Origin of the sequence: Salinimonas sediminis (genome assembly GCF_003429285.1) — a bacterium.
Classification (GTDB): domain Bacteria; phylum Pseudomonadota; class Gammaproteobacteria; order Enterobacterales; family Alteromonadaceae; genus Alteromonas; species Alteromonas indica.
Map to the genome: position 1 here is coordinate 890,814 of NZ_CP031769.1, position 23,454 is coordinate 914,267.

Sequence of the window (23,454 nt, forward strand, 5' to 3'; positions counted from 1 at the left end):
TCCTATGAGTGAGCTTTTTTCAACGCTAAGTGACAGTGACGCCGATGCTGAGTTGAGCCGAATGATAACACGGATAGGCGCAGGATTAAGAGCCCAAAACGGCTCTGTTGCCTGTGCTGAATCCTGCACCGGTGGGGGCGTAGCATTTGCTCTAACAGCGGTGGCGGGCAGCTCTGATTGGTTTAATCAGTCGTTCGTCACGTATTCCAATCAGGCAAAGCAGCAGCTATTGGGTGTAAGCGAGCAAACACTAACTGAATATGGCGCAGTATCTTCACAATGTGTAGGGGAAATGGCTCAAGGAACCCGCCAACGGAGCCAGGCCACCATAGGCATCAGTACCAGTGGCATCGCTGGGCCAGGCGGTGGCAGTACTGCTAAACCGGTCGGTACCGTCTGGTTTGGCCTGGCTATGGATAATGACATCATCACCGTATGCCAGCAGTTCAAGGGCGACCGGGCCGCAGTACGTCACGCAGCAGTGCGGTTTGCTATTGAACTACTGCACAACAGACTAGTTGAAAAGGTAAGCTGAGGCTTATAGGTTAAGAAAAAAGTAACGCTGCTCTTGAAACTGTATAATTATACAGTATAAAATAGCATCATTGAATTTTGAGTTATAAAGCGTGGTCAGCGCATGGGCGCTGGGGAAATGCCACCGCTTCACTTCTAGAGGAAGTTTCTGTGGACGATAATAAAACGAAAGCGCTTACCGCGGCCCTTGGGCAAATAGAAAAGCAATTCGGTAAGGGTGCGATTATGCGCCTGGGCGACAACCAGGCAATGGATATCGAGGCTATTTCTACCGGCTCCCTGAGTATTGATATTGCATTGGGAATAGGGGGCTTGCCGTGTGGGCGTGTGGTTGAAATTTATGGCCCTGAATCATCAGGTAAAACTACCCTGACATTGCAGGTAATTGCCGAGGCCCAGAAAAAAGGCAAAACCTGTGCGTTCGTGGATGCTGAGCACGCGCTGGACCCTATCTACGCTGAAAAGCTGGGCGTGAATATTGATGACCTGCTGGTCTCTCAGCCTGATACCGGTGAACAGGCATTGGAAATTTGCGACATGCTCGTGCGTTCCGGCGCTGTAGATGTAGTTATTGTTGACTCGGTTGCCGCACTAACCCCCAAAGCGGAAATTGAAGGGGACATGGGAGATTCTCACGTAGGTTTGCAGGCACGCTTGATGTCTCAGGCATTGCGTAAGCTCACCGCCAACATTAAGCGCTCGAACACATTGTGTATTTTCATCAACCAGATTCGGATGAAAATTGGCGTAATGTTTGGTAACCCAGAAACCACTACCGGGGGGAATGCCCTGAAATTTTACTCTTCTGTACGTTTGGACATCCGTCGAATTGGTGCGGTGAAAGAAGGTGACGAAGTCGTGGGTAATGAAACCCGCGTAAAAGTGGTAAAAAACAAAGTCGCTCCTCCGTTCCGTCAGGCTGAATTCATGATCCGTTATGGTGAAGGTATTAGTAAGGAAGCTGAGCTAATTGACTTGGGTGTGAAACAGAAATTAGTGGATAAAGCCGGAGCCTGGTATAGCTATAAAGGCGATAGAATTGGCCAAGGTAAAGCCAACGTCATTAATTTCCTGAAAGAAAACCCTGCTATTGCCGCAGAAATTGAAAAGAAAATTCGCGAGGAACTGCTTTTACCTAAAAACGTAAAAGTAGAAAAAGAAGATAAAGCAGGTAAAGCGGGTAAAGCTGAGGCAGTAAAAGACGAAGCGCCCGAATAAAAACGGCTTAGCGCAGCATGTATGCTCGCTGTGGGTAGAGAGAAGGGGGGGCGCCGGGATACGTGCGCACCCTGGGGCAAGAATGAAGCTAGCGGCATACTGATATGCCACACTGGCGGCAGCCGCTCCCATACTATCCTCGGTAGCGTTGCAACAATAATGTTGTAAGGCCCCCTGTACCACGTTAAAAATGCCCGCATATTGGAGTAAAGAGGAAAAACCATGTACATTCGCGAGTGAGTGAGTGGCAGGTCTTGACTAATATAGCTTAAGACTTCTACTTTAAACGTACACACTATGTATAATAGTGTGTACGTTTTTTATATGATAGATGTGATTTCTTAAAAGCGTTTAGCAGGGATGGCTGTGGCGATAGTTGATGTAGCAAGAAATGATGATGCCGCATCAGCAATCTCAGATGGATAAACATCGAGGCGTGGTAACCGCTGCGGCGACTCCTTCCAGTCGTTCCTCGCTCCATGCGCTTCGCGCATCTTTTTCACTTCGATAGCAGATTCACCGCTGTCTAAAGCGTTACCACCAAATCAAGGTGTGGGATAGTAAACCTATCCTCATCTAGATTTCTGAGACAAAGAAGATTGCGTAGCAAAACCTCTACCTTGTCAATGCGTTGATTCGCTTCTAGTAGTTCACTTCTCAATTCATTACTGTCCATAGATGCCTCCAGTCAACTTTATTGCATTCTAACTAAAGCTCTCGGTAAAGCACCTGTGTAATGGTACTGTTTTTGCGGTAGTCGAATTAAAATACGCGCTTATATTCGCCCATTCCGTATTGAAGGTTGCCGGATAGGCATTCATTTTTCTCTATTACTTGCTAAGACAAGGGATGTACCAATAATAAGTTGGATTTGGCTAAACTCGATCGGATACTTATAAAAAGAGCCTTATCTGACCTGGCAAGCAGCTCTGTGACATTTCCTGTCGTTGACTCATAAGAGCTTGAACACCAGCTAAACCATTTAACCTATGTGTTGCATTCATCAATTGAATCCACAACGTGAAGCGGACGGTTAGTTACAGATAGTCACACTATTTTGAAGGTTGCAAAAAACTGATATCCAAGAAAAATGATAAAGCTACAAGAATGTTCCAGAGTGACAGAGAACCTTGCTGATTAACAGAAAAAATAGAATAAACCCAAAAAGAATTGGAAACTTATTTCATTATATTAAGGCCTTAACTAGATGAGAAATGGTGTTTTATGATAACCCTCTATAATTATAACAGTTGTTATATTTATCGCGGGGTGCAATACTAATAGGAGTGGTGCAATAAATACTTACTGGATTTTATACATGAATAATAAGCTCGCTTTAATAGTAGGCGTTGGATATAGAAACGGTGTTGGAGGAGCTTTGTGCGCGAGTTTGCTTCAGTCTGGTGTAAATGTAATTGCAGTAGGACGTTCTCAGGAAAAACTTGATAGCTTGTCACAGGATTTGGCTCAATTGGATTGTAAAGGGAAGTTTTTTACGTTGGTATCAGACGTTTCTAATGAAGAAAAAATAGAGGAGATATTTGAAGCTGTAGACGATAAAGATATGCTATGTGACTTGTTGGTTTATAATGCTGCCGAGCCAAATATTCCGAAAAACTTTCTGGAAATGAAGCCAGAATATCTTAGAAAAATGTGGCACACCAATTGGCTGACCGCTGCATTGGTCTCTCAACAAGCTATTTCAAGAATGCTGCCTAATAACCGCGGTACATTGATTTATACTGGCGCAACGGCTTCTACTCGCGGTAACGCCGGATATTCTGCGTTCGCTAGCAGTAAGTCAGGACTTCGTACTTTGTCACAATCGTTAGCCAAAGAATTCGGGCCTAAAGGGATTCATGTTGTTCACACGATTATCGACGGCATCATCAATGGAACACGTCTAGCAGAATATGGTGATGGAATAGGACAAAAACTATTAAACGAACGCGGACTGGATGGCTCGCTCTCTACCGATGCTATAGCTTCTGCCTATCTTTACTTGTATAACCAAGAAATGTCAACGTGGACTCATGAACTTGATCTGCGGCCATTCTCCGAAAAGTTTTAAAAATATCTCTTAAATAATTTTTAATCACTACTAATTATTAGAGGAAGTGTGTTGATAATAGCGTCGAAGGGCTCCATATTTTGATAACCTCGGCAGAGTATCACGGCCCCTTCTATACAGGAAATGGTTGTGAGAGCGAGCGACTTTGAATACTCTACAGTTTTACCTTGCGACAAGAAATGCTCAATAAGGATTTTCTGCCAACGTCCAAATACATCTGCTATAGCCGTTCTCACATGTTCTTCGTGTTCATTTTGTGAGGCTTCAATTGCCGCAGCAACAATAGGGCACCCTTGCCTAAACGCAGAAGAACGCACGCGTTCATACCATTGCTGAAGAAATAACAATAAACCATTTTTTGCGTCACTAGTCAGACAGTTTTTCATTGTGATGGCTGCCTGCTCACCTGCCCACTCTATCGCCTCGGTAACTATCTGCACTTTACCATCAGGAAAGTGGTGATAAGTAGAGCCAAGTGGAGCATTCGCTAATTTAGATACCTCACGGATACTTACTCCTTTTAATCCTCTCGTAGATAATATTGTTGCAGCAGTCTCAATGACGCGCTTCCTATTTTCAGCCGAATTCTTACTCATGAAAATCTCTCTTGTTATAACACTTGTTATAGGATAGCATCGAAAAACAATTAAGACACTCGTTATAATTTGGTGGGCAATGAAGGCAGTTCAATATGTTACTAGCGACAATTATCGACTCAAAGGTAATAAGTTTGAGGCTAAATGTAGTTTAAAAGGGAGGGTAATAGTTGCCGGAGCAACTGGTGTCCCTCAAGGGTTCTATCGTAGGTTTGCGAATTTTGCCAGTGATCGAGGATTTGAAACGATTACATTTGACTACCGAGGAATAGGCGAATCTAAACCCGATTCTTTAAAAGGCTTCAGAATGAATCTTCTTGATTGGGGTAAGCTTGATTTAGCGGCAGTAGTAGAAAGTGAAAGTCAAGATGATGTTCCTTTGTTTCTTGTTGGCCATTCTTATGGTGGGCATGCTTTTGGTCTACTCCCAAATCATAATAAAATCTCTGGTTTCTATGTATATGGAACAGGTGCTGGCTGGCACGGATATATGCCTCTTTCTGAAAAGCTGAAAGTGCTTACTATGTGGAATATCGTATTACCCATATTGACGTGGTGAAAAGGGTATTGTGCTTGGCAAATATTGGGTATGGGGGAAGATCTACCCCGCAATGTTTTTACCCAATGGAGGCACTGGTGCCGCTTTCCGCATTACTTCTTTGACGACCCGAAAATGGCTGGAATTGAAAAGTTATATGATTCTGTAAGAACGCCAATTGTTGCTGTCAATGCTCTGGATGACCTTTGGGCTTTGCCTCAATCTCGCGATGCGTTTGTAAGGTTCTATTCAAGCGCACCGGTTTCCCGTATTGATCTAAACCCAAATGTTCTTTCTGGCACTGTTGGTCACATGGGGTATTTCAGGAAGAGTGCAGAACCGCTATGGCAAGCTACGTTGGATTGGTTCACCGATATCGAGAGAAAAAATGAAAGTGCTATCCACCCATGATTCTGAATTAAGACTAACGATATTGTTTTGGATAATTATTCTCACCGTTCTGAGTAGTATTTTTCACTACATTGACAACATTGCTTTTTTCTCTGAATACCCTGAACCAACATGGATAAATACACGAATGGTCGATGCTTTTTGGTTCGTTATGACTCCTCTGGCACCAGTCGGCTATTACTTTATTAAAAGGGAAAGGTCTTATGTCGGCGGATCTGTACTCTTAGTTTATGGACTGTGCAATTTATTGACACTTGGACACTACAACTATTCCTCTTTTTTAGATATTTCCTTAAAAATCCATGTATTGATACTGATGGAGGCTTCACTTGGTATTTTATTGACTGTTTATGTTTTAGCTTTTTATATAACAGCCAGTGAACGTAACGAAAGCAAACAAAACCAAAATACTTAATTGAAAGGTAAAAAAATGAAATTAAGTGAAATGTCTGGGCTAGCTCACCTAGAAGCAATTGTCTCAGAAGCTATTCCAGCGCCAACAATTTTCAAAACAATGGGAATGTCCGAACTTAAGGTTCGTGAGGGAAGCGTAACGATAAACTGTCAAGCGACAAAACAACACTGTAATCCTATGGGAGGTGTGCATGGAGGCTTCGCTGCCACTGTACTGGATTCAGTAACAGGATGTGCAGTGCATAGTGAATTAGAGAAAGGAGTTAGTTACGGTACCGTGGATCTAACAGTTAAAATGATGAGGCCCGTTCCCTTGAATGAACCTCTTGTGGCTGAAGCCAGAGTCACTCATATTTCACGTTCTATAGGAATAGCTGAGGGAGTTTTGAAAAATAGTGATGGAAAACTGTTAGCCAGTGGCTACGCTACCTGTTTTATAAAGCGCTAAGCTTACCATTTTGATCACCCGATTTATTCGAGGTTCTATTATGACTATAATTACCGTCACTACTCCCAAAGGCCGCCTGTCATCAGAGCAGCGCAGCCTACTCTCAGAATCGCTCACTGATGCTGTATTGGTACCAGAAGTTGGTCGTTCAGAGCCTCGGGCACGTTTTGGTTTTCAAGTACATTTTAACGAACGTTCACTTGACCGCATAGCCATTGGCGGACGGTTGCTATCTGATTCTCTTGAAGTTCCTGATGTGGCTACTATCGACATCTGCGTAATGGATGCTGCGTGGCCCAACATAGTGCGAAAGCAGATAATTGAAAACGTGCTTTCAGCCATGGCTGACGCCTGTGATATGGAAGAGGCCTCTCCTACATGGTGGACTACATTTCGCGTTATTGAGGAAGGAAGTTGGGGAGCTCGGGGCAGTACACTATCGATCTTAGATCTTCTTGAAACTGGCATTTTTACGTCTGAACGGATTGAGAAAATTCGTGAAGCACTGACTTAAAAAGCAAAATAAAAAGAGGATTTACAAAAAATATTTGGATAGGTACATCGAATACTTAACAAGTTTCTCAGATACTCTCCAACTATGTAAGCTACCAGTGGAAGAGACTAATTCCTTACTGCCTAGCAACAGCAACATATTGAGCGTCCGCTGTTTGTCTTAAGCTGACTTCTATTCTATGAAAGGTGATATTGGCTGGGGGCATTATTGCCGTAAGTTTTTTAAATTTAACGCTGCACGCAGAAGTGCGGGCACTCTGGTTAGAAAGCCCCTTAGGCTTTTTGTTGATGGCTATACCTGTAACGTGTTTTGGTTTACTGGCTTTATGTGGTGTCGTGCTACAAAAGCTGCCGGAGGCGGACGGGAAAGGTGAATGGCTGCCTTTTGCGTTAGCTCTGCTTGTATTTCTGCTATGTTTTGCTGCGTTCGGGATAAGTTACTATCCCTATGTTGTACCGGGTAAGCTCACCATCATGGATGCGCTGGCAGACGCGAATTCTCTTCGTTTTTTGTTGGTAGGTACCGTTGTTGTCGTCCCTTGTATTCTTGCTTACACTGTTATGGTATACCGAATATTTGCCGGTAAATCGGAAAAACTATCTTATTATTAAGAACAGTAAACAGCCTGAACTTTTCAGGCTGTAGATTTGCCTCATCTGTATTTAATAGTAATTAAAGTGATGTTTATAAAAGTCAGCTGCAGTCCCGTCACCGTGACTAGATGATGATGAGGTTCTGATATTTATTTGTTTCTTGCATTCAGACTAGATTTGACATGAATTTCGAGGCGATCTGAATTCACTTTATGCGTTTTTTAAACTACACCTTGCTCAATCATTGCGTCTGCAACCCGACGAAAGGCAGCAATATTAGCTCCTAATACAAGGTTACCGGGCGCACCGAATTCTCTTGCAGTCTCACTGGCTCGTAGATAAATATCCTTCGTTATTTGTAGTAATTGACAATCGACTTGTTCGAAAGTCCATTTTTGCATACTGGCGTTTTGCGCCATTTCTAACTGACTTGTCGCTACTCCCCCGGCGTTAGCGGCCTTACCCGGACCATAAGAAATACCGGCTTTAAGAAAGTACTCTACCGCACCTTGTGAAGCAGCCATATTTGCACCTTCACTAACCAATTTGCATCCATTAGAAACCAGTGCTTCGGCATCACGAGTTGTTAACTCATTTTGGGTGGCACATGGAAACGCTAAGTCTGCCTTGTATCGCCAAATAGTATGTCCTCCTGAAGGATATTCACTGATCGGAATGAACTGTGCCCTGGGGTGAGAATTTAAGTAACGTAAAAGCGAAGTACGTTCTTTTTCTTTGAGTTCCTTAATAAGAGACAGATCCAACCCTTGCGCATGATATAGCGTACCGGTTGAGTCACTACAGGCAATAGGAGTAGCACCAAGTTGATAAAGCTTCTCCATTGCATAAATAGCGACATTTCCAGCACCGGACACGAGGCAACGTTGTCCCTGTAAGTTTTCGCCTCGTGCATTAAGCATGTGATCTGCGAAATATACTGTTCCATATCCTGTTGCCTCCTTTCGCGCGTACGAACCACCCCAAAGCAAACCTTTTCCGGTAAGCACGCCCTCATATTTCCCGGTCAGTCTTTTGTATTGACCGAACATGTAGCCTATTTCTCTGGCGCCTACACCAATATCACCGGCAGGCACATCAGTATTGGGTCCAATATGACGATAGAGTTCGTTCATGAATGACTGACAAAAACGCATTATTTCGGCATCGCTTCGTCCTTTTGGATCGAAATTTGCGCCTCCTTTGCCCCCCCCAATTGGCAGGCCAGTTAACGCATTTTTAAATATTTGTTCAAATCCTAAGAATTTTATAATACTGGCATTGACCGAAGGATGAAAACGAAGTCCTCCTTTGTACGGACCAAGTGCCGAATTAAATTCAATGCGGTATCCCTTATTAATCTGTATATTTCCGCTGTCATCTTGCCAGGGCACCCGAAACATAATTTGTCTTTCGGGTTCAACTAATCGCTGTATAATTGAATGCTTCGCATAATAGTTGTTTTTTTCCAGAACAGGTTCCAGAGTTCGCAGGACTTCCTCAACAGCCTGATAAAATTCAGTTTGTGCCGGACTGCTTTGTTTTAGCTGAGAAATAGTAGTACTTAAATAATTCATAAATCAACCTGTTAATGATTACCTTCTAATCACAGACGAGATAACGGACTTTTCTTTTTACTTCTAATATATCAATTTGTTGTTCGCCACTTTTAGTATTCCAGCTAATTTTTTGACCAGCTCTTAAACCTAGTAATGCCGAGCCAATTGGTGCGAAAATTGAAATGCCGTCTTCGTATTTATGCATATCCAATGGAAGGCAGAGTGTTTTAGTCAAGTATTTATCAAACTTACTTATTTTAAATGTAACCTGAGAACCTATTGCCACCACGTCTGGAGCAAGATCTTTAATGTTAACGACTTTGGCGCGAACTAATTCTTTTTCTAATTCGTCAAACCTTTCAGCCGGTAATTTAATTTTTCTTAGCTGTTCTTCAATATCACTCAAGTCTTCATATGAAATTGTGATGTTAGGTTTTCTTGACATGATAATCCTTCCTCTTTGAATTAAAAATCACCCGCAGGAGAGCCTTCCCTGTGAGGAAATAGAAATTTAATCTATAGCTTTAATTTATTCCGGTACGGAATTTCTGGTTTTAGATAAATAAGAGGCGGCCGAATGCAGAACTGCATCCGGCTTAATTGGGTAAGGTGAGTAAAATGCTCTTGTTGAGATTACAGTGCTTAGTCATGATTTCCTCATTGCTGTCACTGATATTAATACTTAATAAAAAAATAACAAGAACTTTTAAGATTATATCGCTCCGTATTTATGGAATTAGCAGTGAAAAGTTCTGAGTTTTTCGCCATGAGCAATATTTTATTCTTTAAGGTATTTTTTTGGCTGATTTATCAAAGAGTTTATTGGCGTCAATTATCGTTGAAACTTGATTAAACTTCTTGATGCGGTCCGAATAATTCATAATTGATTCGCGATTGACTGACGCCCAAGGCTAATAATTCATGCTTGATAGCAAGCATAAATTGCAAAGGTCCACAGAGATAAAACTCGCCCTCTTTCAGTGGTAAAGAACCTTTAACGTCTTCTATTTTCATTCTTCCGATAGTTTCATTTTGACCACTGCTAACGTCATTTTCATACCACGTGTGCGACTGCAGGTTCAGAGTATTCTTAACACTCTCAACATGTCCTTTGAAAGAATGCTGATTTCGATTTTTACATGCGTGAAGATAGGTCACCGGATGTGCGAAGTTCTCTTTTACTAAAGAATCTAACATCGCTTGCATAGGCGTCAGACCCACACCTGCAGAAATCAATATAACCGGAGTATCAAGTTGTTTTAGATAAAAGTCCCCGGCAGGGGGCATGACCAAGACTTCATCGCCAACATTTATTTTTAAATGAAGATAATTAGACATTACACCACACATTTCACCCAGGCCTTCCCGTTTAACACTAATGCGATAGGATTTTCCATTCGCGGCAGTTGATAGTGAATACTGCCTTATTTCATCATGCTCACTACCATGAGGATGCACCTTTATTCCTAAATACTGGCCCGGTTTATAATCGATAACACTACCGCCATCGACGGGCATTAAGGTAAAACTGGTTACGAGTTCGGATTCGGTCTCTTTTGAGACGACAGAAAAGGCTCTGAAGCCAGACCAGCCTCCTTTTACAGCAGCTCTTTGTTGATACAATTCACTTTCAACTTTAATGAAAATGTCTGCTAATTGACCATATGCAGCTGTCCATGCCTCTTCAACATCAGGAGTAAACGCGTCCGGAGCCAATTCTCTCAATGTCTCAATCAGATGATGTCCCACTATTGCGTACTGTTCAGGCTGGATATTAAAACTGGTATGCTTGTGTGCAATACGCATAACGGCATCTGTCAGTAGCTCTAACTGATCTATGTTGGCAGCGTATGCAGCTATCGCATTAAATAGAGCCGCTGGCTGACGACCTGTTTTCTGATGCGTCATGTTAAATATATTTTTAAGCTCAGGATTATGTAAGAACATTCGGGCGTAAAAATGTTCGGTAATTGCGGTTCCTCCCGAAGCAAGTAGTGGAATGGTCGCTTTGACAGTATCTATATGAGTTTGAGTAAGCATTAACATACCTTTAATGACGTTAAGTATTTGGTAGCTATGAGTAATGCGACTCGTGTGCCAAATTTTATTTCACTTAGTATCAATGTGTTACGAATAACTCTTTAAGCTATGTGTCAAAATGACTCATCACTTAATGGGCTAATTAGGATCGTTTGTGTCATAATGACCTATACTTCGTGTCAATACAAAATGGTCTCATGAGTAAAATATCTCAATTTAGTTTGGTTAACTTTGCCCTTGATCTGTCCGCCGCAGTTTCGATGAATTGTTTTTATGAAAGTTTGATTTCTGCCGTTTGTGCAACTATTAAAGCAGATGCTGTAGCACTATTGATTTTTCGACACGAGACACTTGTTCCCGTTGCGCAGAGAGGGTTGTCCGATGACGTCATGGGGCGACGGTTTATTCCAGAGCAACATCCACGTTTAAAAGCAATCTGTAGCACGAGGGCGGTCACTCGCTTTTCAGCTGATTCGCCGTTACCAGACCCCTATGATGGAATGATTGCAAGTCATAACCATAATATGAACGTACATTCCTGTATGGGAATTCCTTTATATAAAGATGAAACGTTGCTAGGTGTACTTACTCTCGATAGCCTGGAGCCTAATGAGTATGATGCGCTTGATGCCGCTTCAGTTGACACACTGTCCAGGCTGGCAGCCCGGCTTTTATATGCTGCTTTATATATCAGAGAGTTAAATAAACAGAAGACTCATACTCAGCATGTATTACGGGCAATGAATGAGAATAGCTCTGAGCATCATCAGGGTGAAGAAATAATAGGAAATAGTGTTGCGACAAAAAAATTAAAGCAGACCATTCGACTGGCAGCTTCGTCCGACCTCACAATTTTGGTGCAAGGTGAAACTGGTGTGGGCAAAGAACTTGTTGCCCGTGAGCTACATTATCAATCAAACCGGCGGAATAAAACGCTCGTATATGTAAATTGCGCTGCTATTCCTGTTCATCTGATAGAAAGTGAACTCTTCGGCCACGTGAAAGGTGCGTTTACCAGTGCCGCAAACGACCGCGATGGTAAGTTCTTACTTGCTGATGGCGGAACATTATTTCTGGACGAAATTGGAGAGCTTCCGCTTGAAATTCAGGGTACATTGCTGAGAGCAATACAGAATCAGGAAATTCAGGTCGTCGGTCAGGATAAGAGTCGAAAAGTGGACGTTAGAATTATTGCTGCTACGAATAGAGAGTTAGGGCATGAAGTTCAAAATAAACGCTTCCGGGCCGATCTTTATCATCGTCTCATAGTGTTTCCGATATATGTCCCGCCTCTTAGAGACAGACAAAGCGATGTTCCGCTTCTGGCTGGCTATTTTGCAGAGAAAATGCGGCGAAGTCTGGGACTGCAAAAGTTGATACTGGCTAAAGAAGCAATTTATAAACTGACAGTTTATCACTGGCCGGGAAATGTAAGAGAGTTAGAGCACGTAATATCACGCGCAGCACTTTATGCTCGAGAGAAGAATCCAACCGGAAATACAATAATTGAGCCATCTGACATTACCGGTTTAACCGTGTCTTCAGACTCTTTAACAAGTAAAGACACAGATTCGTCCACCGTATGTTTCGAGACCGATAGCCATACCGACTTACGGGAAGCAACAGATAAATTTCAACGTCAACTCATTATCAAGGCATTGCATCACGCAGAAAACAACTGGTCTAAGGCAGCCAGATCTCTGTCAATAGACCGTGCAAATCTTGTCAGACTGGCGAAGCGCCTTAATATCACCCTAGTGAAAAAGATAAGAACGTAGCTTTTCGTTCACAGAAATTATAGATATTGTCTATACGTTTCCTATATCTGACCTTACAAAGGAATATATGTTAAATACGCTAAAACGGTTTTGGGGTTTTCAAAACAACGTAGTTGTATCAGAAAAAGTCGTTGCCACTATCGGTGGAATGCTCGCTATATTCTTATGCTTTTTTCTTACAACATGGTTGCTAGGCACGGAGGGAGCAGCGGCAATTTTACCATCCATGGGAGCGTCAACGGTCCTTCTTTTTGCTGTTCCTCATGGCCAGCTATCGACGCCATGGGCATTCTTCGCTGGCAATATTCTTTCTGCTATTGTCGGCGTTACAAGTGCACAATACATTGAAAATCTCTTTATTGCCGCTCCGGTAGCAGTGTCGCTTTCGATATTTATTATGCACCTATCCCGCTCACTACATCCTCCAGGTGGTGCTACCGCTTTGGCAGCTGTAATTGGTGGGTCTGCGATAACGGATTTAAGTTATTGGTACGTGCTCACTCCAACTATTATCAACTGCATGATTCTGTTTGCTGTTGCGATACTGTTCAACAATCTTTTTCACTGGAGGCGTTACCCGCAAAGTCTTATGCGATATAAGGGGATAGGCTATAACCCTGACACGAGACGCATAAAAATGCGACATATCCATGAGGCAATCAACCGGTCAGAATTGGTTATTGATGCCAGTGACGAGCAAATTAAACATATCATTGACTTAGCTGATACGATTTTACACGAAGAATTAATAGCCGGTTTTGAGCTCGAAATGGGCGCATTCTACACAAATAACCAAACTGGGCGTTTATGGTCTGTTCGTCAGGTTGTAGACGAAAGAAAACATAATAGTAAGCATAAGTACTTGCTTATATATAGGGTGGTTGAAGGTGATGGGAAGGGATTCTCCGATTGCTGTACCTATCAAGAATTTGCCGAATGGGCAAAAATGAAAATGACGCCATCGCAAGTTTAGCATGCTGGTTAATAGTCAAACTGATACTTAGCTTGTAGTGGTCAAGTCATTTTGGCCACATCGTTGTAGCTATTCCAGTAACGTTTCTCCGATTCATTGGGCGTTAAACCACCGTTATATGAATGCGGTCTCAGTCGGCTGTAATAGCCATGAATGTAATCACCAATCTTCTGCTTTGCTTCAGTAAAGTTCCGGTAGCCAGTTGTTGGAATCCATTCGGTTTTAAGGCTTTTGAAGAAGCGTTCCATCGGGCTATTGACGCTCCTATGTCAAGGATGAAAGATCTGAAACAATCATGGGATATAATTCTCGCGCTAAATACCTCTTTAAACATCGCTGTATTTATCTGTCACTTTTTCCTTCTGAGCTGCGACGTTGAACATATTTTCGCGTCCTGACGCATAGGGGGGCTTGTGCCTCATTCTTCGCAAGCTTCTGCGCCGCTTATGAAGGCGTTGAACGTCCGCTCTTTGTCTTGAGTTCAATTGGTGAATGCAACGCTATCCTTATTTAAGGAGGAACGTTGCCATGAAACAAAGAAAGCGCATCTATTATTCACCTGAACAAAAAGCACTTATTTGGGACAGATATAAGCAAGGCGATTCGCTGCATGACATTGCCAGAATGTTTGACCGCTATCATTCTTCAATTATGCCCACCATTTATCAAACTGGTGGGTTTCGGCCACCAGAACGAAAAAGGCATCCACAATCTCTTTCGCTTGATGAAAGAGAAGAGATATCACGGTGCTTAGTCAGTAAACAATCCATTCGAGAAATTGCCAGACGTTTGTCCAGAGCGCCATCTACAATCAGTCGAGAGATAAAACGAAATGGCGGATTGGAGCGCTACCGTGCGGTTAAAGCAGAGCAACGAGCATGGGACGAAGCCCTAAGGCCTAAGCCATGTAAATTAATCGGCTCGCCAGAGTTGTGTAAACTGATAGCGGTTAAGCTTAAAAGAGCGTGGTCACCACAACAAATTGCGGGTTGGTTAAAGCGACTATATCCCGATAATCAGGAAATGTACGTGTCCCACGAAACCATCTATAAAACATTGTTCATTCAGACGCGAGGAGCGTGGAAGAAAGAGCTGCAACGGTGTTTGAGAACGGAAAGAGCTGTCCGAAAGTCTCGTGCATCAACGCTAAAAGGACGCGGCTTAGGCCAAATTCCAGATGCTTTATCAATCAGCGAGCGGCCAGCTTCCGTTGACGATAGAGCTGTTCCCGGGCACTGGGAAGGCGACCTCATATGCGGCTCAAAGAACAGTTATATTGCAACGCTTGTTGAACGCCATTCTCGTTACGTGATGCTCGCCAAAGTGGAAGATAGTAAGTCATCTACTGTTATCGCTGCACTGATTAAACAAGCCCAAAAGCTGCCAAGCGAATTGTATAAATCTCTCACGTGGGATAGAGGCAGGGAAATCAAAGACCACAGGAAGTTCACACTGGCAACTGACATCAAAGTATATCTGTGTGATCCCCATTCTCCTTGGCAACGCGGTTCAAATGAAAATACCAATAGACTGTTGAGACAGTATTTCCCCAAAAGCACTGACTTATCAGTACACAGTCAACAAAAGCTGAGTAGCATCGCAAGGCAACTTAACGAAAGGCCGAGAAAGACGCTAGACTATGAAACACCAGCTCAGAGATTTAACCGGTGTGTTGCAGCTATCAATTGAACTCAAGGTCTTCAGCGGACTTTACTTGGAAGGCAATTAAGCAACGACTCCTCGCGCCTAACTGACTGTAAGGTCGAGTCTGACTTTCTTAACAAAAGTGTCAGATCAAATATGAGTCGCTACAAATAAGTAATCAGTTGTGCCGCAATAGAGACAACTACAATGAATGCTTCATTCATCATTCCCCCTTATCAAACATTTTGTCGACTCTCTTCTTTTCCATCAGACTCTGATACGCTGCCTGAAAGCAAAGGTTACACAGTATAAAACGTATTTCTTGTTCACCAATTCTGCCAGCGAGCAGACATTCCTGGGATTCAACACCACATATACTGCATGATTTCTTGCTACCTTCTTCCACTATCGTTAAGACCTCAGCATTTCAGATAAAAAACTATGTCGCTTGTTCGAATTACTCTCGCTTATCACTGCAAGTTCGAAGTCTTGTCGAGAGCCAACAATGTGGATTTCCGCTTCGGCTCTGGTGATTGCGGTGTAGAGCCACGCTCTGTCTACGATCTTGCCGCTTCGCAGAGCAATGATAATCCTCGGGAATTGAGACCCTTGTGCTTTGTGAAGAGTGATTGCATAACCTAGCTCCATGCAATCGAGAACAGACTGTGTGATCTCAACCTTATCACCCGTATCTAACGTTACTTCACCATAATTTTCACTTGATGATTCAACGCTGGTTAGTACACCAAGGGAGCCATTTTGAATGCCTTTGTCGTAGTGGTTTTGCGTAAATAGAATCGCATCATTCAATCTGAGGTTTTGAAAGAATCTCTCACCGTGCATTTCGAACTCAAGTCTATTTCGATTAAGGTTGACGGCTTCTTGTGTTAGTTTATTAATGTCAGCAACGAGCGCTTTGGTCGGTGCCATAACACGACTGTTTTCAGGTGATTGCTGATACAAGTCGCAACAGACTTGAGCAATATTGTTCTTTGTCGTTTCGTGGAAATGAATAGCGCCCGTACTTAGCTTTTCAGGCACGATGCCTTGATTAATGAGCTTAGAGTATTCGGGAATTCCCGTTGAGCCGTCCTGACGTTTAACGATATCTAGCATGGTGTTGGCAATAGCTTTTGACAGAACGATATCAGCAAGCACCTTGCCGCAACCTATCGGTGGTAACTGGTCTGGATCGCCAGTAAAGATAATGCGAACCGATGGATGAATATGGTTGACCAAGCGATACATAGTTGGTAAGTCGATCATACTGGCTTCATCAATTACTAAAAGGTGCTTTGGTTGTTCTGAACTTGGCTCGATAGGATCTTCACGCAACAACTTAGCAATAGTTGAGGTGAATAATCCGATCGATTCGTGCAAGCGCATAGCGGCTCTACCACTCAACGCCACTGCATGTATTTCAAATCCCATTTGTTGATAAGCACGAAGAGCTGTTCTAAGTACCGTTGTTTTGCCTGTTCCAGCCCCGCCAGTGATGCAACTCACTGCATTATCTAAACATGTTGTTACTGCTTCAATCTGTTTCTTGGTTAGCTTGTATGGCAATTCATCAACCGCAAAGCAATATGCAGAATTTGCATATTCGTCAAAAAGATTGTCTTGATTAGCTAATACTTTAAGTCGTTTTGCAACGACATTTTCCATGAGCAACTGTGCCGTTGGATGATAGGTGCCAGTGACAGGATTAAGGATGTATTGCGCTCTATCGTGACCTGCTTTGAACGCTTGGATCACAAGCTCCTTATCGTTTAACAGTTTAGTTAAATAGGGTCGCAAACTTGCCTGTGTTGTATAAGTGTGACCTTTTTCGATTTCTTTTCGAATAGAAGTTTCAAGTGCCGAGCTTAATCTGCGATGATCACTTTTTGTGATCTTAAACTGGTCGAATTCGACCAGTTTATCGACATCCTTAAATGACATACCAAAGCCAATTAGGACGTAGGGGTTTTGTTTTATGGCCTCAATGGATTCTTCTCCATGATGCTTTAATAAACGTTGCTGAACACTTGCTGGTATCTTGTGCTCGGTCATCCAGTTACAGTAGGCCAGATTTTTATATTTGACGTAACCTTCAAATAGCGCGTTTATAGAACCTTCACTCAGGACGCTTCTAAGCCACTCTCTTGATTCAGGAGTATCTTTTCTAACTATCGAGTGAAAATCCTTACCAAGTAGCTCCCAGAGCGCCCTGGCTTTACTTTCGCCGATACCTTTGAAGTCAACCTCTCTGGCGATAAAGCGAATCAATTGCTCGCCCGTCTCTGGAAGGCTGCATTCGATATGCTCAGGAGATTCGTAGGTATGTTGTTGCATCACGAAATCACCCGTTTCCATTTCCTCTACTAAACGAGTGCCTTTAACTGACCAATGCTGCCCCAGAGCTGGTTGTGCAGGGATGGTATCGGGGTCAGCTTTAATGGTGACGTAATACTTACCGCTGTTGGTTTTGTATGAGTTTTTTGCCAGTGGCACACCACTGAATATCACCATATTGGTTGAGGTGTAAGGGATGCTGGTAACGCGCATTTGGTCTTGATGTAATTGGGCAACAGCTTGTTGCACAATTGGAGCTTGAGCATTCATCGTGGCATGAACCCCATTTCAGATAGGGTCTCAGACAATTCCCCAAATCGCTCTAACTTACTCTCCAACTCCTTAACTTTGGCTTTAAGCTCAATATTTTCAGCTTCTAAGGTAGATACTCGTTTAGAGTCGAGAAGCTTGCGATTTGCTGTGTTGTCGTATTGTTTTGGCTTGTCAGCATTATTCTGCGCTGACTCACTTAGTAGCGGCAACACCCCTTTTTCACGCAAGCTATCTTCTAGCGCCTTGAGCGCATTTCTAAGTGCAGGATTCTGGTTAAGGGCAGACTTGCCGCAACCCACACCTTTTGCCACTTCGATGCGATTGAGTTTGCCTTTAAAGGCGATTTGTTTAAAGTCATCATCAGTTTGAGTGGCTTGCCATACCTCAAATGCTTCAAGGTTTTGTTGTGCTTTTTGCTGCCCATTTGCCATTATTCATCTACCTCGCCTAACAACTTGCGTAGACCTGTCGCAAAGCCTCTAGGGAAGATTTCTGTGTTGTACTCCACGTCTTTTACTTGGCCTGCTTGTGTGGTTTGCCAGTTATGACTTTCCATACATTCATCCGAGATGGCGTAGGCTAAGGCTTTCTTTTCGGATTCTGTCAGGATACCCGATAACGGAGGCAATACTTCAACGCTCGGCTCTGCACTTGTATCAAACTGACGAACAGGACGTTTATCGATGGTGATATTCGCGTGCTGTTTAAGCAGATTGACCTCTTTGCGGTAGCGGTTACGCTCAGCAATGATTTGACCAAACAAAGCTCGCACCGCAGGATCTGGAATACGCTCTAAAAGCTTATTGTCTTGTGGAATAGACCTAGCTCGTGATGTTGCCAATAACGGCTTTTTGGTGGTTGTTTTACTCTTCGCTGCCCACGCCTCAATGAGTTTGCGGTAGTGTTCATTTTTCGTTGCGCGTAATGCCTCGTAACCTGGGCCGCCTTCTGCCGCCGATACTCGTCCCATTTGGGTAATGGAGAAATCACGCTGATCTGATTCTGCATAGGCTTTCAGGATATCGTTAAGCTTATCTAGGTTCTTTTGGGTTCTTGGCACTTTGCCGTCTTTTAGGTCAGCCAAGATCACATCGATATTAATGTCCATTAGCCCTCCAATAGCGTTGGTTGAGAATGGTTTTCTAGGTACAGCGCTTTATCGGTTAGCGCACTCATACCTGCATTAAATAGTTTATTTTCTTCAAGGTATTCACCCGCTTCAATGTAGTTGGCGACTTTGCGGTAGCCTTCTAATTTATCATCAGGGTCAGCGATTTTTGCCATTTGGCGTAGCATGGCATTGGCAGCAATGAGTTGCTGCTTTTCGTCCATTTCCAAGAAGATGGGTTCAAAGCCTTTTTTCATTAGCACGCGGCTGAGTTGCATGGAGCGCTTTTGAATGGCAGGTGTCTTACGAAGTTCGTCCTGTAGGTCAGGGTAGAATTCAGCATCGTCACACAATAACGACAGGTGCAATAGCTCTGATTCGGTTTCCACGAACTTTAAGGCGTAGCTGACATCTTGCTCCGCACCCACGGCAATCAGCTTATCCTTGGTATCACCATCTTTACGCGCTTCTTCAACATGAATGATTTTTTTAATGAGTTCAAAACAAGCAATCCAATCCTTTGTGTATTCGTCTGCTTCAACTTGCTGCTTCTCATAACGGCGGTGTAAGGCTTGTAGCTCACTGTACTTGGTAAAGGGGGTGCCTTGCTCTTCGCAAAAGAATTGCTCGTCCTTCAGCGCTTCTAGCTCAACTTCAACTTCAAGAGACAGGTTAGCGGCTTGATGCGCTTTGTAGCTGAGTTGATTGAAGTGGGCATTGAGTGCAGGTAAGTAGCGTGCCTCGGTAATATACCAGCGACAACGAATACAGTTTTCAGGGCCGTGCGGTACGGAGCCATAAATACGGTTTTGTGCGGCTTGTGCATCCTTAATCAACTCACCGCCGTTCCAACAGCCTCCAAGGGTGCCGATTTCATCTGATTTCACAGTATTGCCCCCCACCAAACAAAGCCCTGTAGCACGCTCTTCCCAACCAATCGGGTTGCGGTTGACTAATGCGGCTTGAACGCTCTCTTCTTTGTGATAGACCATCTTGCATTGGATTTGCTCCATAGATGCGTCTTTTAGAAAATTGCGTACCGATTGCCTGGATTTATCTTCTAGTTGTGCCTCCGCTTCGTTCATCTTTTTTGCCATCGCCGATGGGGTAATTTTGTTGTAATAGATGGTCATTAACAGGCGTGTATGCCCTGCTAATAGCTTTGAAATCACAGGTAGTGGCAATTGTGTATCCATTGTATAGGCTGTGATGAGTGAAACTCGCAGACTATGCAGCGGAAAGTGTGTAGCAACCCTTGTTCCTGCGGGCTTACATTCTGGATAATCCACGACCAGTTTCAAACGCTCGCCGTTATCCAGTGTGCTGCCTTGCTCTGCGAGTTGGTTTTCAAGCGTTAACAGGAGTTGATACCAGAAAGATTGTAATCGACTAAACAATATTGGCTTACATTTATCTTCCCCGCTTGCTGATGCGTCACGAAACAGAAAAGCAATCTCCCCCATGCTTTCTAGTTGCTTCTCCGATTTATTATTACCAGTGTGCTTTGTCAGTAATGTCTTGCAGTCTGCGGGTTTCGCAATTGGATTATACTTTTCTTGCCAATTGCGCAGTTTTTCCAGCCAATACAGCACTTCATCGTTTTGCCAAGGAATGATGTAGCCCCGCTCTAGTTCGTTTTTGTTTTGGTCGGCGGTTTTGTTGGTGTTGATATAAAGCCCCGTCGAATATTGGCCTGTCATGGTGTCGTGAATTCGGCGGAAGATGCCTTTTCCGAACGGGCGTTTTTCGCTGCCAAGTGCAAAATCATGCTGGGCGTTTACCGCCCACTGACCGCTTTCATAGCGCCATGTATCCGCTTCGCCGCTGTCTAGCATACGCACCTGATAGGTACGCAGCGGTAGGTGCAGTTTCATGAATATCGTCATCGCTTTAACGGGCGACCAGATTTGGTGAAGGGTGACTGTTTTACCTTTGCGAGTCACTTTTTTGGTGCGCCACACACAGTCAGGGTCGGATTTATCAATCAGTTCAGGCTCTACTTCAAACCAATCACCACTTTTGGTTTGTCCTTGCCCACTCTGCTGTTGCGCCCATGTCCAGTGTTTGAAGTGGCGATAGTGATAGGGAGACAATAACGTTTCACCGACCTTGAAGCTTTGCTCAATGATGGTGAGTTCGGTTCTATCAGGTAACGGGCATATTATTTGGCGTAAGTCTTGAATATAGCGATATGGCAAGGGGTTACGCACGGTTTCTGTCGCAACAGATTGCCGCTTGATTTTATTGAGCGGGTTTACGAATGCTGGCATCAAGTTGCCGTTATCGTCCTCGACTGAGGCGTGTTTTTCGATAACAAAGTCGATGAATTCGCAAGGGTAGTTCACACCCATTGAAACCGCAGCAGGATAATTGATGGTTTCTCTCAATGTTTTTTCCAACTCTTCACTAGAGCTAAGGTGCCCATTGAACCCCTTAAAAAACAATTCAATATTGCGTATGGCATAAGGCGCACATTCAGCAATATAAGACTCAAAGAAACGTGTTAGTGCATCGCGTTTATGCGAAATCCCTGTATGTTGGTCTGTCATCCATTCTGCTGCTAATTCTTGCCACTGATGCCATTCGGGGCCAAGCGTGGTAAGCATCCATGAGAACGTAAAATCCGTTGTGCGTTTATCTTGTGTTTTTTTCTTTGCCATCACTTACCTCTCAATTTGGGATGTGAACCTGTGAAATAACCTTGCGGGTCGATGTCATCAAAACCATGCTCAACAAGTTCTTTCCAATCGAGTGTTTTGACTTTAGATTCTGGATTTGCCAGTTGCAGTGTCGCTTGGGTCAGTTCATCAGAGATTTCTTGTTGCCCTTTGCCTGTGTAGGGAATTTGAGATTCAAGTGACTTGTGGTGCATACAGCGACGTATCACCAACGCGTTAAGCCCCGAACGCTCTAATCTTCTGCCATAGCTGTGGCGATGCCCGTGTGGGTCTAAACCTTCCGCTTTATTGGGTTCTAAGCCTATGCGTTTTAATCCATGTTCATAAATGTGGTGAAAAGCAGAAATTGTATAAGGGTTGCCCAAAGAGCTGTGATGAAATGCAATGAATGCATACGGGTGATGGCATTCTATGCTGGCTCGATACTTTTGGTAGTTCTTCCATAATGACATAAACACTTTGCCATAATCGGTTGGAAACCACTGAACCTGTATATAGTTATCGCGGTGGTCTACCACGCGACTTTTCCATCCAATGTGCGCTGTGTCTTTCATGCGGATACGAGGAATGCGAGCATATTCTTCTTTTAGATAAGCTTCTCTGGTTCTAACCCCTGAGCGGCTACGCCAACCATAAGGTGCTTTTCCGTCAACTTCGTTGTAAATTCGAACCACCGCTTTTTCGGGGTCATAAGGATCTTCAAGAACGTCTGTCACCCATAAAGTCAGCGCCTCACTCTCACGCAATCCACCACCGTGCATGAGCAGTAGGATCAACTTATCTCTGAGTGCCACACGCGGATCTTTTGCACCGCCGACACCTTCCTTGAAGAAAGCCTCCCAATGCTTATCAGGAAAGGCGATGGCATCATCTTCTGTTTTAGTTAAGGGGGTGCGCCCTTTAATCGTCCGAGCCTTTCGGATCGTCTTATTAACTGTTTTGTCTTCGATATGGCCGAGGAAGTCATTTTGATTTTTTCGATACCAAGCAGCGTAATTCAAACGCTGTTCATGGGGTGTAGCGTCGCGCAGTGGGTTTATTGGCTCTGTACCGTGCTTGTCAGCAAGCCAATCAGTGAATACCGTTAATCGATGGATATGCTTATTGACGGTATCAGTTGAGCTTGGGACCCAGTACAGTCCTGAAGGATCTAAGCCATCTTCCCCGATTGTGCCTGTATACAAGCGTTTAGCAAACGTCTGAAATAGTATATTAGGATCTGCAAACAATCCCTTATTTGCCTCCATGTAATCCAAAAGTAAAGAAGTGGCTTGTATAAACCCATTCATAACGGAATTACTCAAACCTTCCGCTTCCACCTTGAGCAAGTAATCGGTAACAGAGCCAACTTCACCTTGCTCGGTGATCAAGATAGGAAGCTGACTTTTGATGCCCGTATTATCTTCTACGATAGTTGCTTTTACTTTTACAGATGACAATCTGAAACTCCACTATACATATTATACACATAATATACTTTATATCTATTTGATAATTTATCAAATAAAAAGGCAGAAAAATCTGCCTTAATACACAATATACACCTTTTTAGTTACTCTATATAACCAAGTGCGGGCATTTTTGTAGGTAACGAAAAAAAATAACCTAACTTACACCGATGGCAGGGCAATAATGATATAGCCTGATCTTTGGAAAAACTCTGCCGATATATTGCTTACAGGCTAAAGCAGCAAGAGCTGAGCGCTACCTGCTGATGCAAAACGCTCCTGCGT

21 protein-coding genes and 1 pseudogene are annotated in these 23,454 nt (G+C 43.4%); 12 read left to right on the plus strand and 10 right to left on the minus strand.

What is annotated here, in order from left to right; genetic code table 11:
- Nucleotides 1–4: 4 nt before the first annotated feature.
- The 3 genes from D0Y50_RS04005 (at nucleotide 5) to D0Y50_RS04015 (ending at nucleotide 3,823) form a co-directional block, all read left to right on the plus strand.
- Nucleotides 5–535: a CinA family protein gene (locus tag D0Y50_RS04005; protein ID WP_108568222.1), complete on the plus strand. Its 531-nt coding sequence runs from the start codon at nucleotides 5–7 to the stop codon at nucleotides 533–535.
- Nucleotides 536–684: 149 nt separating this feature from the next.
- Nucleotides 685–1,752, plus strand: a complete 1,068-nt coding sequence (recA, locus tag D0Y50_RS04010) for a recombinase RecA (protein WP_108568212.1) — start codon at nucleotides 685–687, stop codon at nucleotides 1,750–1,752.
- A 1,318-nt stretch (nucleotides 1,753–3,070) separates the two neighbouring features.
- Nucleotides 3,071–3,823: an SDR family NAD(P)-dependent oxidoreductase gene (locus D0Y50_RS04015; protein ID WP_108567967.1), complete on the plus strand. Its 753-nt coding sequence runs from the start codon at nucleotides 3,071–3,073 to the stop codon at nucleotides 3,821–3,823.
- 20 nt (nucleotides 3,824–3,843) lie between these two features.
- On the opposite strand, the gene D0Y50_RS04020 is transcribed toward D0Y50_RS04015, so the two are convergent.
- Nucleotides 3,844–4,419 carry a TetR/AcrR family transcriptional regulator gene (locus tag D0Y50_RS04020; RefSeq protein WP_108567968.1) on the minus strand — a complete coding sequence of 192 codons (576 nt, stop codon included), beginning with the start codon at nucleotides 4,417–4,419 and terminating at the stop codon, nucleotides 3,844–3,846.
- Between the two features lie 79 nt (nucleotides 4,420–4,498).
- Here D0Y50_RS04020 and D0Y50_RS19695 point away from each other — a divergent pair, with 79 nt between their 5' ends.
- The 6 genes from D0Y50_RS19695 to D0Y50_RS04045 all read left to right on the plus strand — a co-directional run bounded on the left by D0Y50_RS19695 (nucleotide 4,499) and on the right by D0Y50_RS04045 (nucleotide 7,355).
- The gene (locus D0Y50_RS19695; protein WP_232366451.1) at nucleotides 4,499–4,978 is read left to right on the plus strand and encodes an alpha/beta hydrolase family protein; all 480 of its coding nucleotides are present in this window, start codon (nucleotides 4,499–4,501) and stop codon (nucleotides 4,976–4,978) included.
- Nucleotides 4,979–5,008: 30 nt separating this feature from the next.
- On the plus strand, nucleotides 5,009–5,368 hold the full coding sequence (locus D0Y50_RS19700) for a hypothetical protein (protein WP_232366452.1): 360 nt from the start codon (nucleotides 5,009–5,011) through the stop codon (nucleotides 5,366–5,368).
- Nucleotides 5,346–5,783: a hypothetical protein gene (locus D0Y50_RS04030; RefSeq protein WP_108569058.1), complete on the plus strand. Its 438-nt coding sequence runs from the start codon at nucleotides 5,346–5,348 to the stop codon at nucleotides 5,781–5,783. The genes D0Y50_RS19700 and D0Y50_RS04030 overlap by 23 nt, the downstream gene beginning before the upstream one ends.
- A gap of 15 nt (nucleotides 5,784–5,798) precedes the next feature.
- Nucleotides 5,799–6,230: a PaaI family thioesterase gene (locus D0Y50_RS04035; protein WP_108569057.1), complete on the plus strand. Its 432-nt coding sequence runs from the start codon at nucleotides 5,799–5,801 to the stop codon at nucleotides 6,228–6,230.
- A 40-nt stretch (nucleotides 6,231–6,270) separates the two neighbouring features.
- The gene (locus D0Y50_RS04040) at nucleotides 6,271–6,744 is read left to right on the plus strand and encodes a tautomerase family protein (protein ID WP_108569056.1); all 474 of its coding nucleotides are present in this window, start codon (nucleotides 6,271–6,273) and stop codon (nucleotides 6,742–6,744) included.
- Nucleotides 6,745–7,031: 287 nt separating this feature from the next.
- A complete protein-coding gene (locus D0Y50_RS04045) occupies nucleotides 7,032–7,355 on the plus strand; it encodes a cytochrome d ubiquinol oxidase subunit II (RefSeq protein WP_232366453.1) in 324 nt (107 codons plus the stop codon).
- A gap of 203 nt (nucleotides 7,356–7,558) precedes the next feature.
- Here D0Y50_RS04045 and gdhA read toward each other — a convergent pair whose 3' ends face one another.
- The 3 genes from gdhA to hmpA form a co-directional block, all read right to left on the minus strand.
- Complete coding sequence (gene gdhA / locus D0Y50_RS04050) at nucleotides 7,559–8,911, minus strand: NADP-specific glutamate dehydrogenase (RefSeq protein WP_117315641.1); 1,353 nt, start codon at nucleotides 8,909–8,911, stop codon at nucleotides 7,559–7,561.
- Between the two features lie 25 nt (nucleotides 8,912–8,936).
- Nucleotides 8,937–9,338, minus strand: a complete 402-nt coding sequence (locus D0Y50_RS04055; RefSeq protein ID WP_108569055.1) for a GreA/GreB family elongation factor — start codon at nucleotides 9,336–9,338, stop codon at nucleotides 8,937–8,939.
- Between the two features lie 404 nt (nucleotides 9,339–9,742).
- Complete coding sequence (hmpA, locus tag D0Y50_RS04060; protein WP_108569054.1) at nucleotides 9,743–10,933, minus strand: NO-inducible flavohemoprotein; 1,191 nt, start codon at nucleotides 10,931–10,933, stop codon at nucleotides 9,743–9,745.
- Between the two features lie 197 nt (nucleotides 10,934–11,130).
- Here hmpA and norR point away from each other — a divergent pair, with 197 nt between their 5' ends.
- Complete coding sequence (gene norR / locus D0Y50_RS04065; RefSeq protein WP_108569059.1) at nucleotides 11,131–12,711, plus strand: nitric oxide reductase transcriptional regulator NorR; 1,581 nt, start codon at nucleotides 11,131–11,133, stop codon at nucleotides 12,709–12,711.
- Nucleotides 12,712–12,778: 67 nt separating this feature from the next.
- Nucleotides 12,779–13,684: an HPP family protein gene (locus tag D0Y50_RS04070; protein WP_117315643.1), complete on the plus strand. Its 906-nt coding sequence runs from the start codon at nucleotides 12,779–12,781 to the stop codon at nucleotides 13,682–13,684.
- Between the two features lie 41 nt (nucleotides 13,685–13,725).
- Here the strand turns inward: D0Y50_RS04070 and D0Y50_RS04075 are convergent.
- Nucleotides 13,726–13,941 (minus strand): annotated as a pseudogene (locus tag D0Y50_RS04075) (IS3 family transposase); the annotation flags it as partial.
- A gap of 271 nt (nucleotides 13,942–14,212) precedes the next feature.
- On the opposite strand from D0Y50_RS04075, the gene D0Y50_RS04080 reads away from it, so the two are divergent.
- Complete coding sequence (locus D0Y50_RS04080; RefSeq protein WP_108569053.1) at nucleotides 14,213–15,373, plus strand: IS30 family transposase; 1,161 nt, start codon at nucleotides 14,213–14,215, stop codon at nucleotides 15,371–15,373.
- Between the two features lie 366 nt (nucleotides 15,374–15,739).
- On the opposite strand, the gene D0Y50_RS04085 is transcribed toward D0Y50_RS04080, so the two are convergent.
- Genes D0Y50_RS04085 through gmtY form a run of 5 tightly spaced genes read right to left on the minus strand, consistent with a single transcriptional unit; the run spans nucleotide 15,740 to nucleotide 23,160 of the window.
- Nucleotides 15,740–17,932: an AAA family ATPase gene (locus D0Y50_RS04085; protein ID WP_117315645.1), complete on the minus strand. Its 2,193-nt coding sequence runs from the start codon at nucleotides 17,930–17,932 to the stop codon at nucleotides 15,740–15,742.
- Nucleotides 17,929–18,366 (minus strand): VPA1267 family protein, encoded by a 438-nt coding sequence (locus tag D0Y50_RS04090; protein WP_108568215.1) that lies wholly within the window; start codon nucleotides 18,364–18,366, stop codon nucleotides 17,929–17,931. Before D0Y50_RS04090 ends, D0Y50_RS04085 begins: the two co-directional genes overlap by 4 nt.
- A complete protein-coding gene (gmtX, locus tag D0Y50_RS04095) occupies nucleotides 18,366–19,043 on the minus strand; it encodes a gamma-mobile-trio protein GmtX (RefSeq protein WP_108568214.1) in 678 nt (225 codons plus the stop codon). The genes D0Y50_RS04090 and gmtX overlap by 1 nt, the downstream gene beginning before the upstream one ends.
- Nucleotides 19,043–21,703 (minus strand): gamma-mobile-trio integrase GmtZ, encoded by a 2,661-nt coding sequence (gene gmtZ / locus D0Y50_RS20080; protein ID WP_170145444.1) that lies wholly within the window; start codon nucleotides 21,701–21,703, stop codon nucleotides 19,043–19,045. Before gmtZ ends, gmtX begins: the two co-directional genes overlap by 1 nt.
- The gene (gene gmtY, locus D0Y50_RS04105) at nucleotides 21,703–23,160 is read right to left on the minus strand and encodes a gamma-mobile-trio recombinase GmtY (protein WP_108568213.1); all 1,458 of its coding nucleotides are present in this window, start codon (nucleotides 23,158–23,160) and stop codon (nucleotides 21,703–21,705) included. The genes gmtZ and gmtY overlap by 1 nt, the downstream gene beginning before the upstream one ends.
- Between the last annotated feature and the right edge of the window lie 294 nt (nucleotides 23,161–23,454).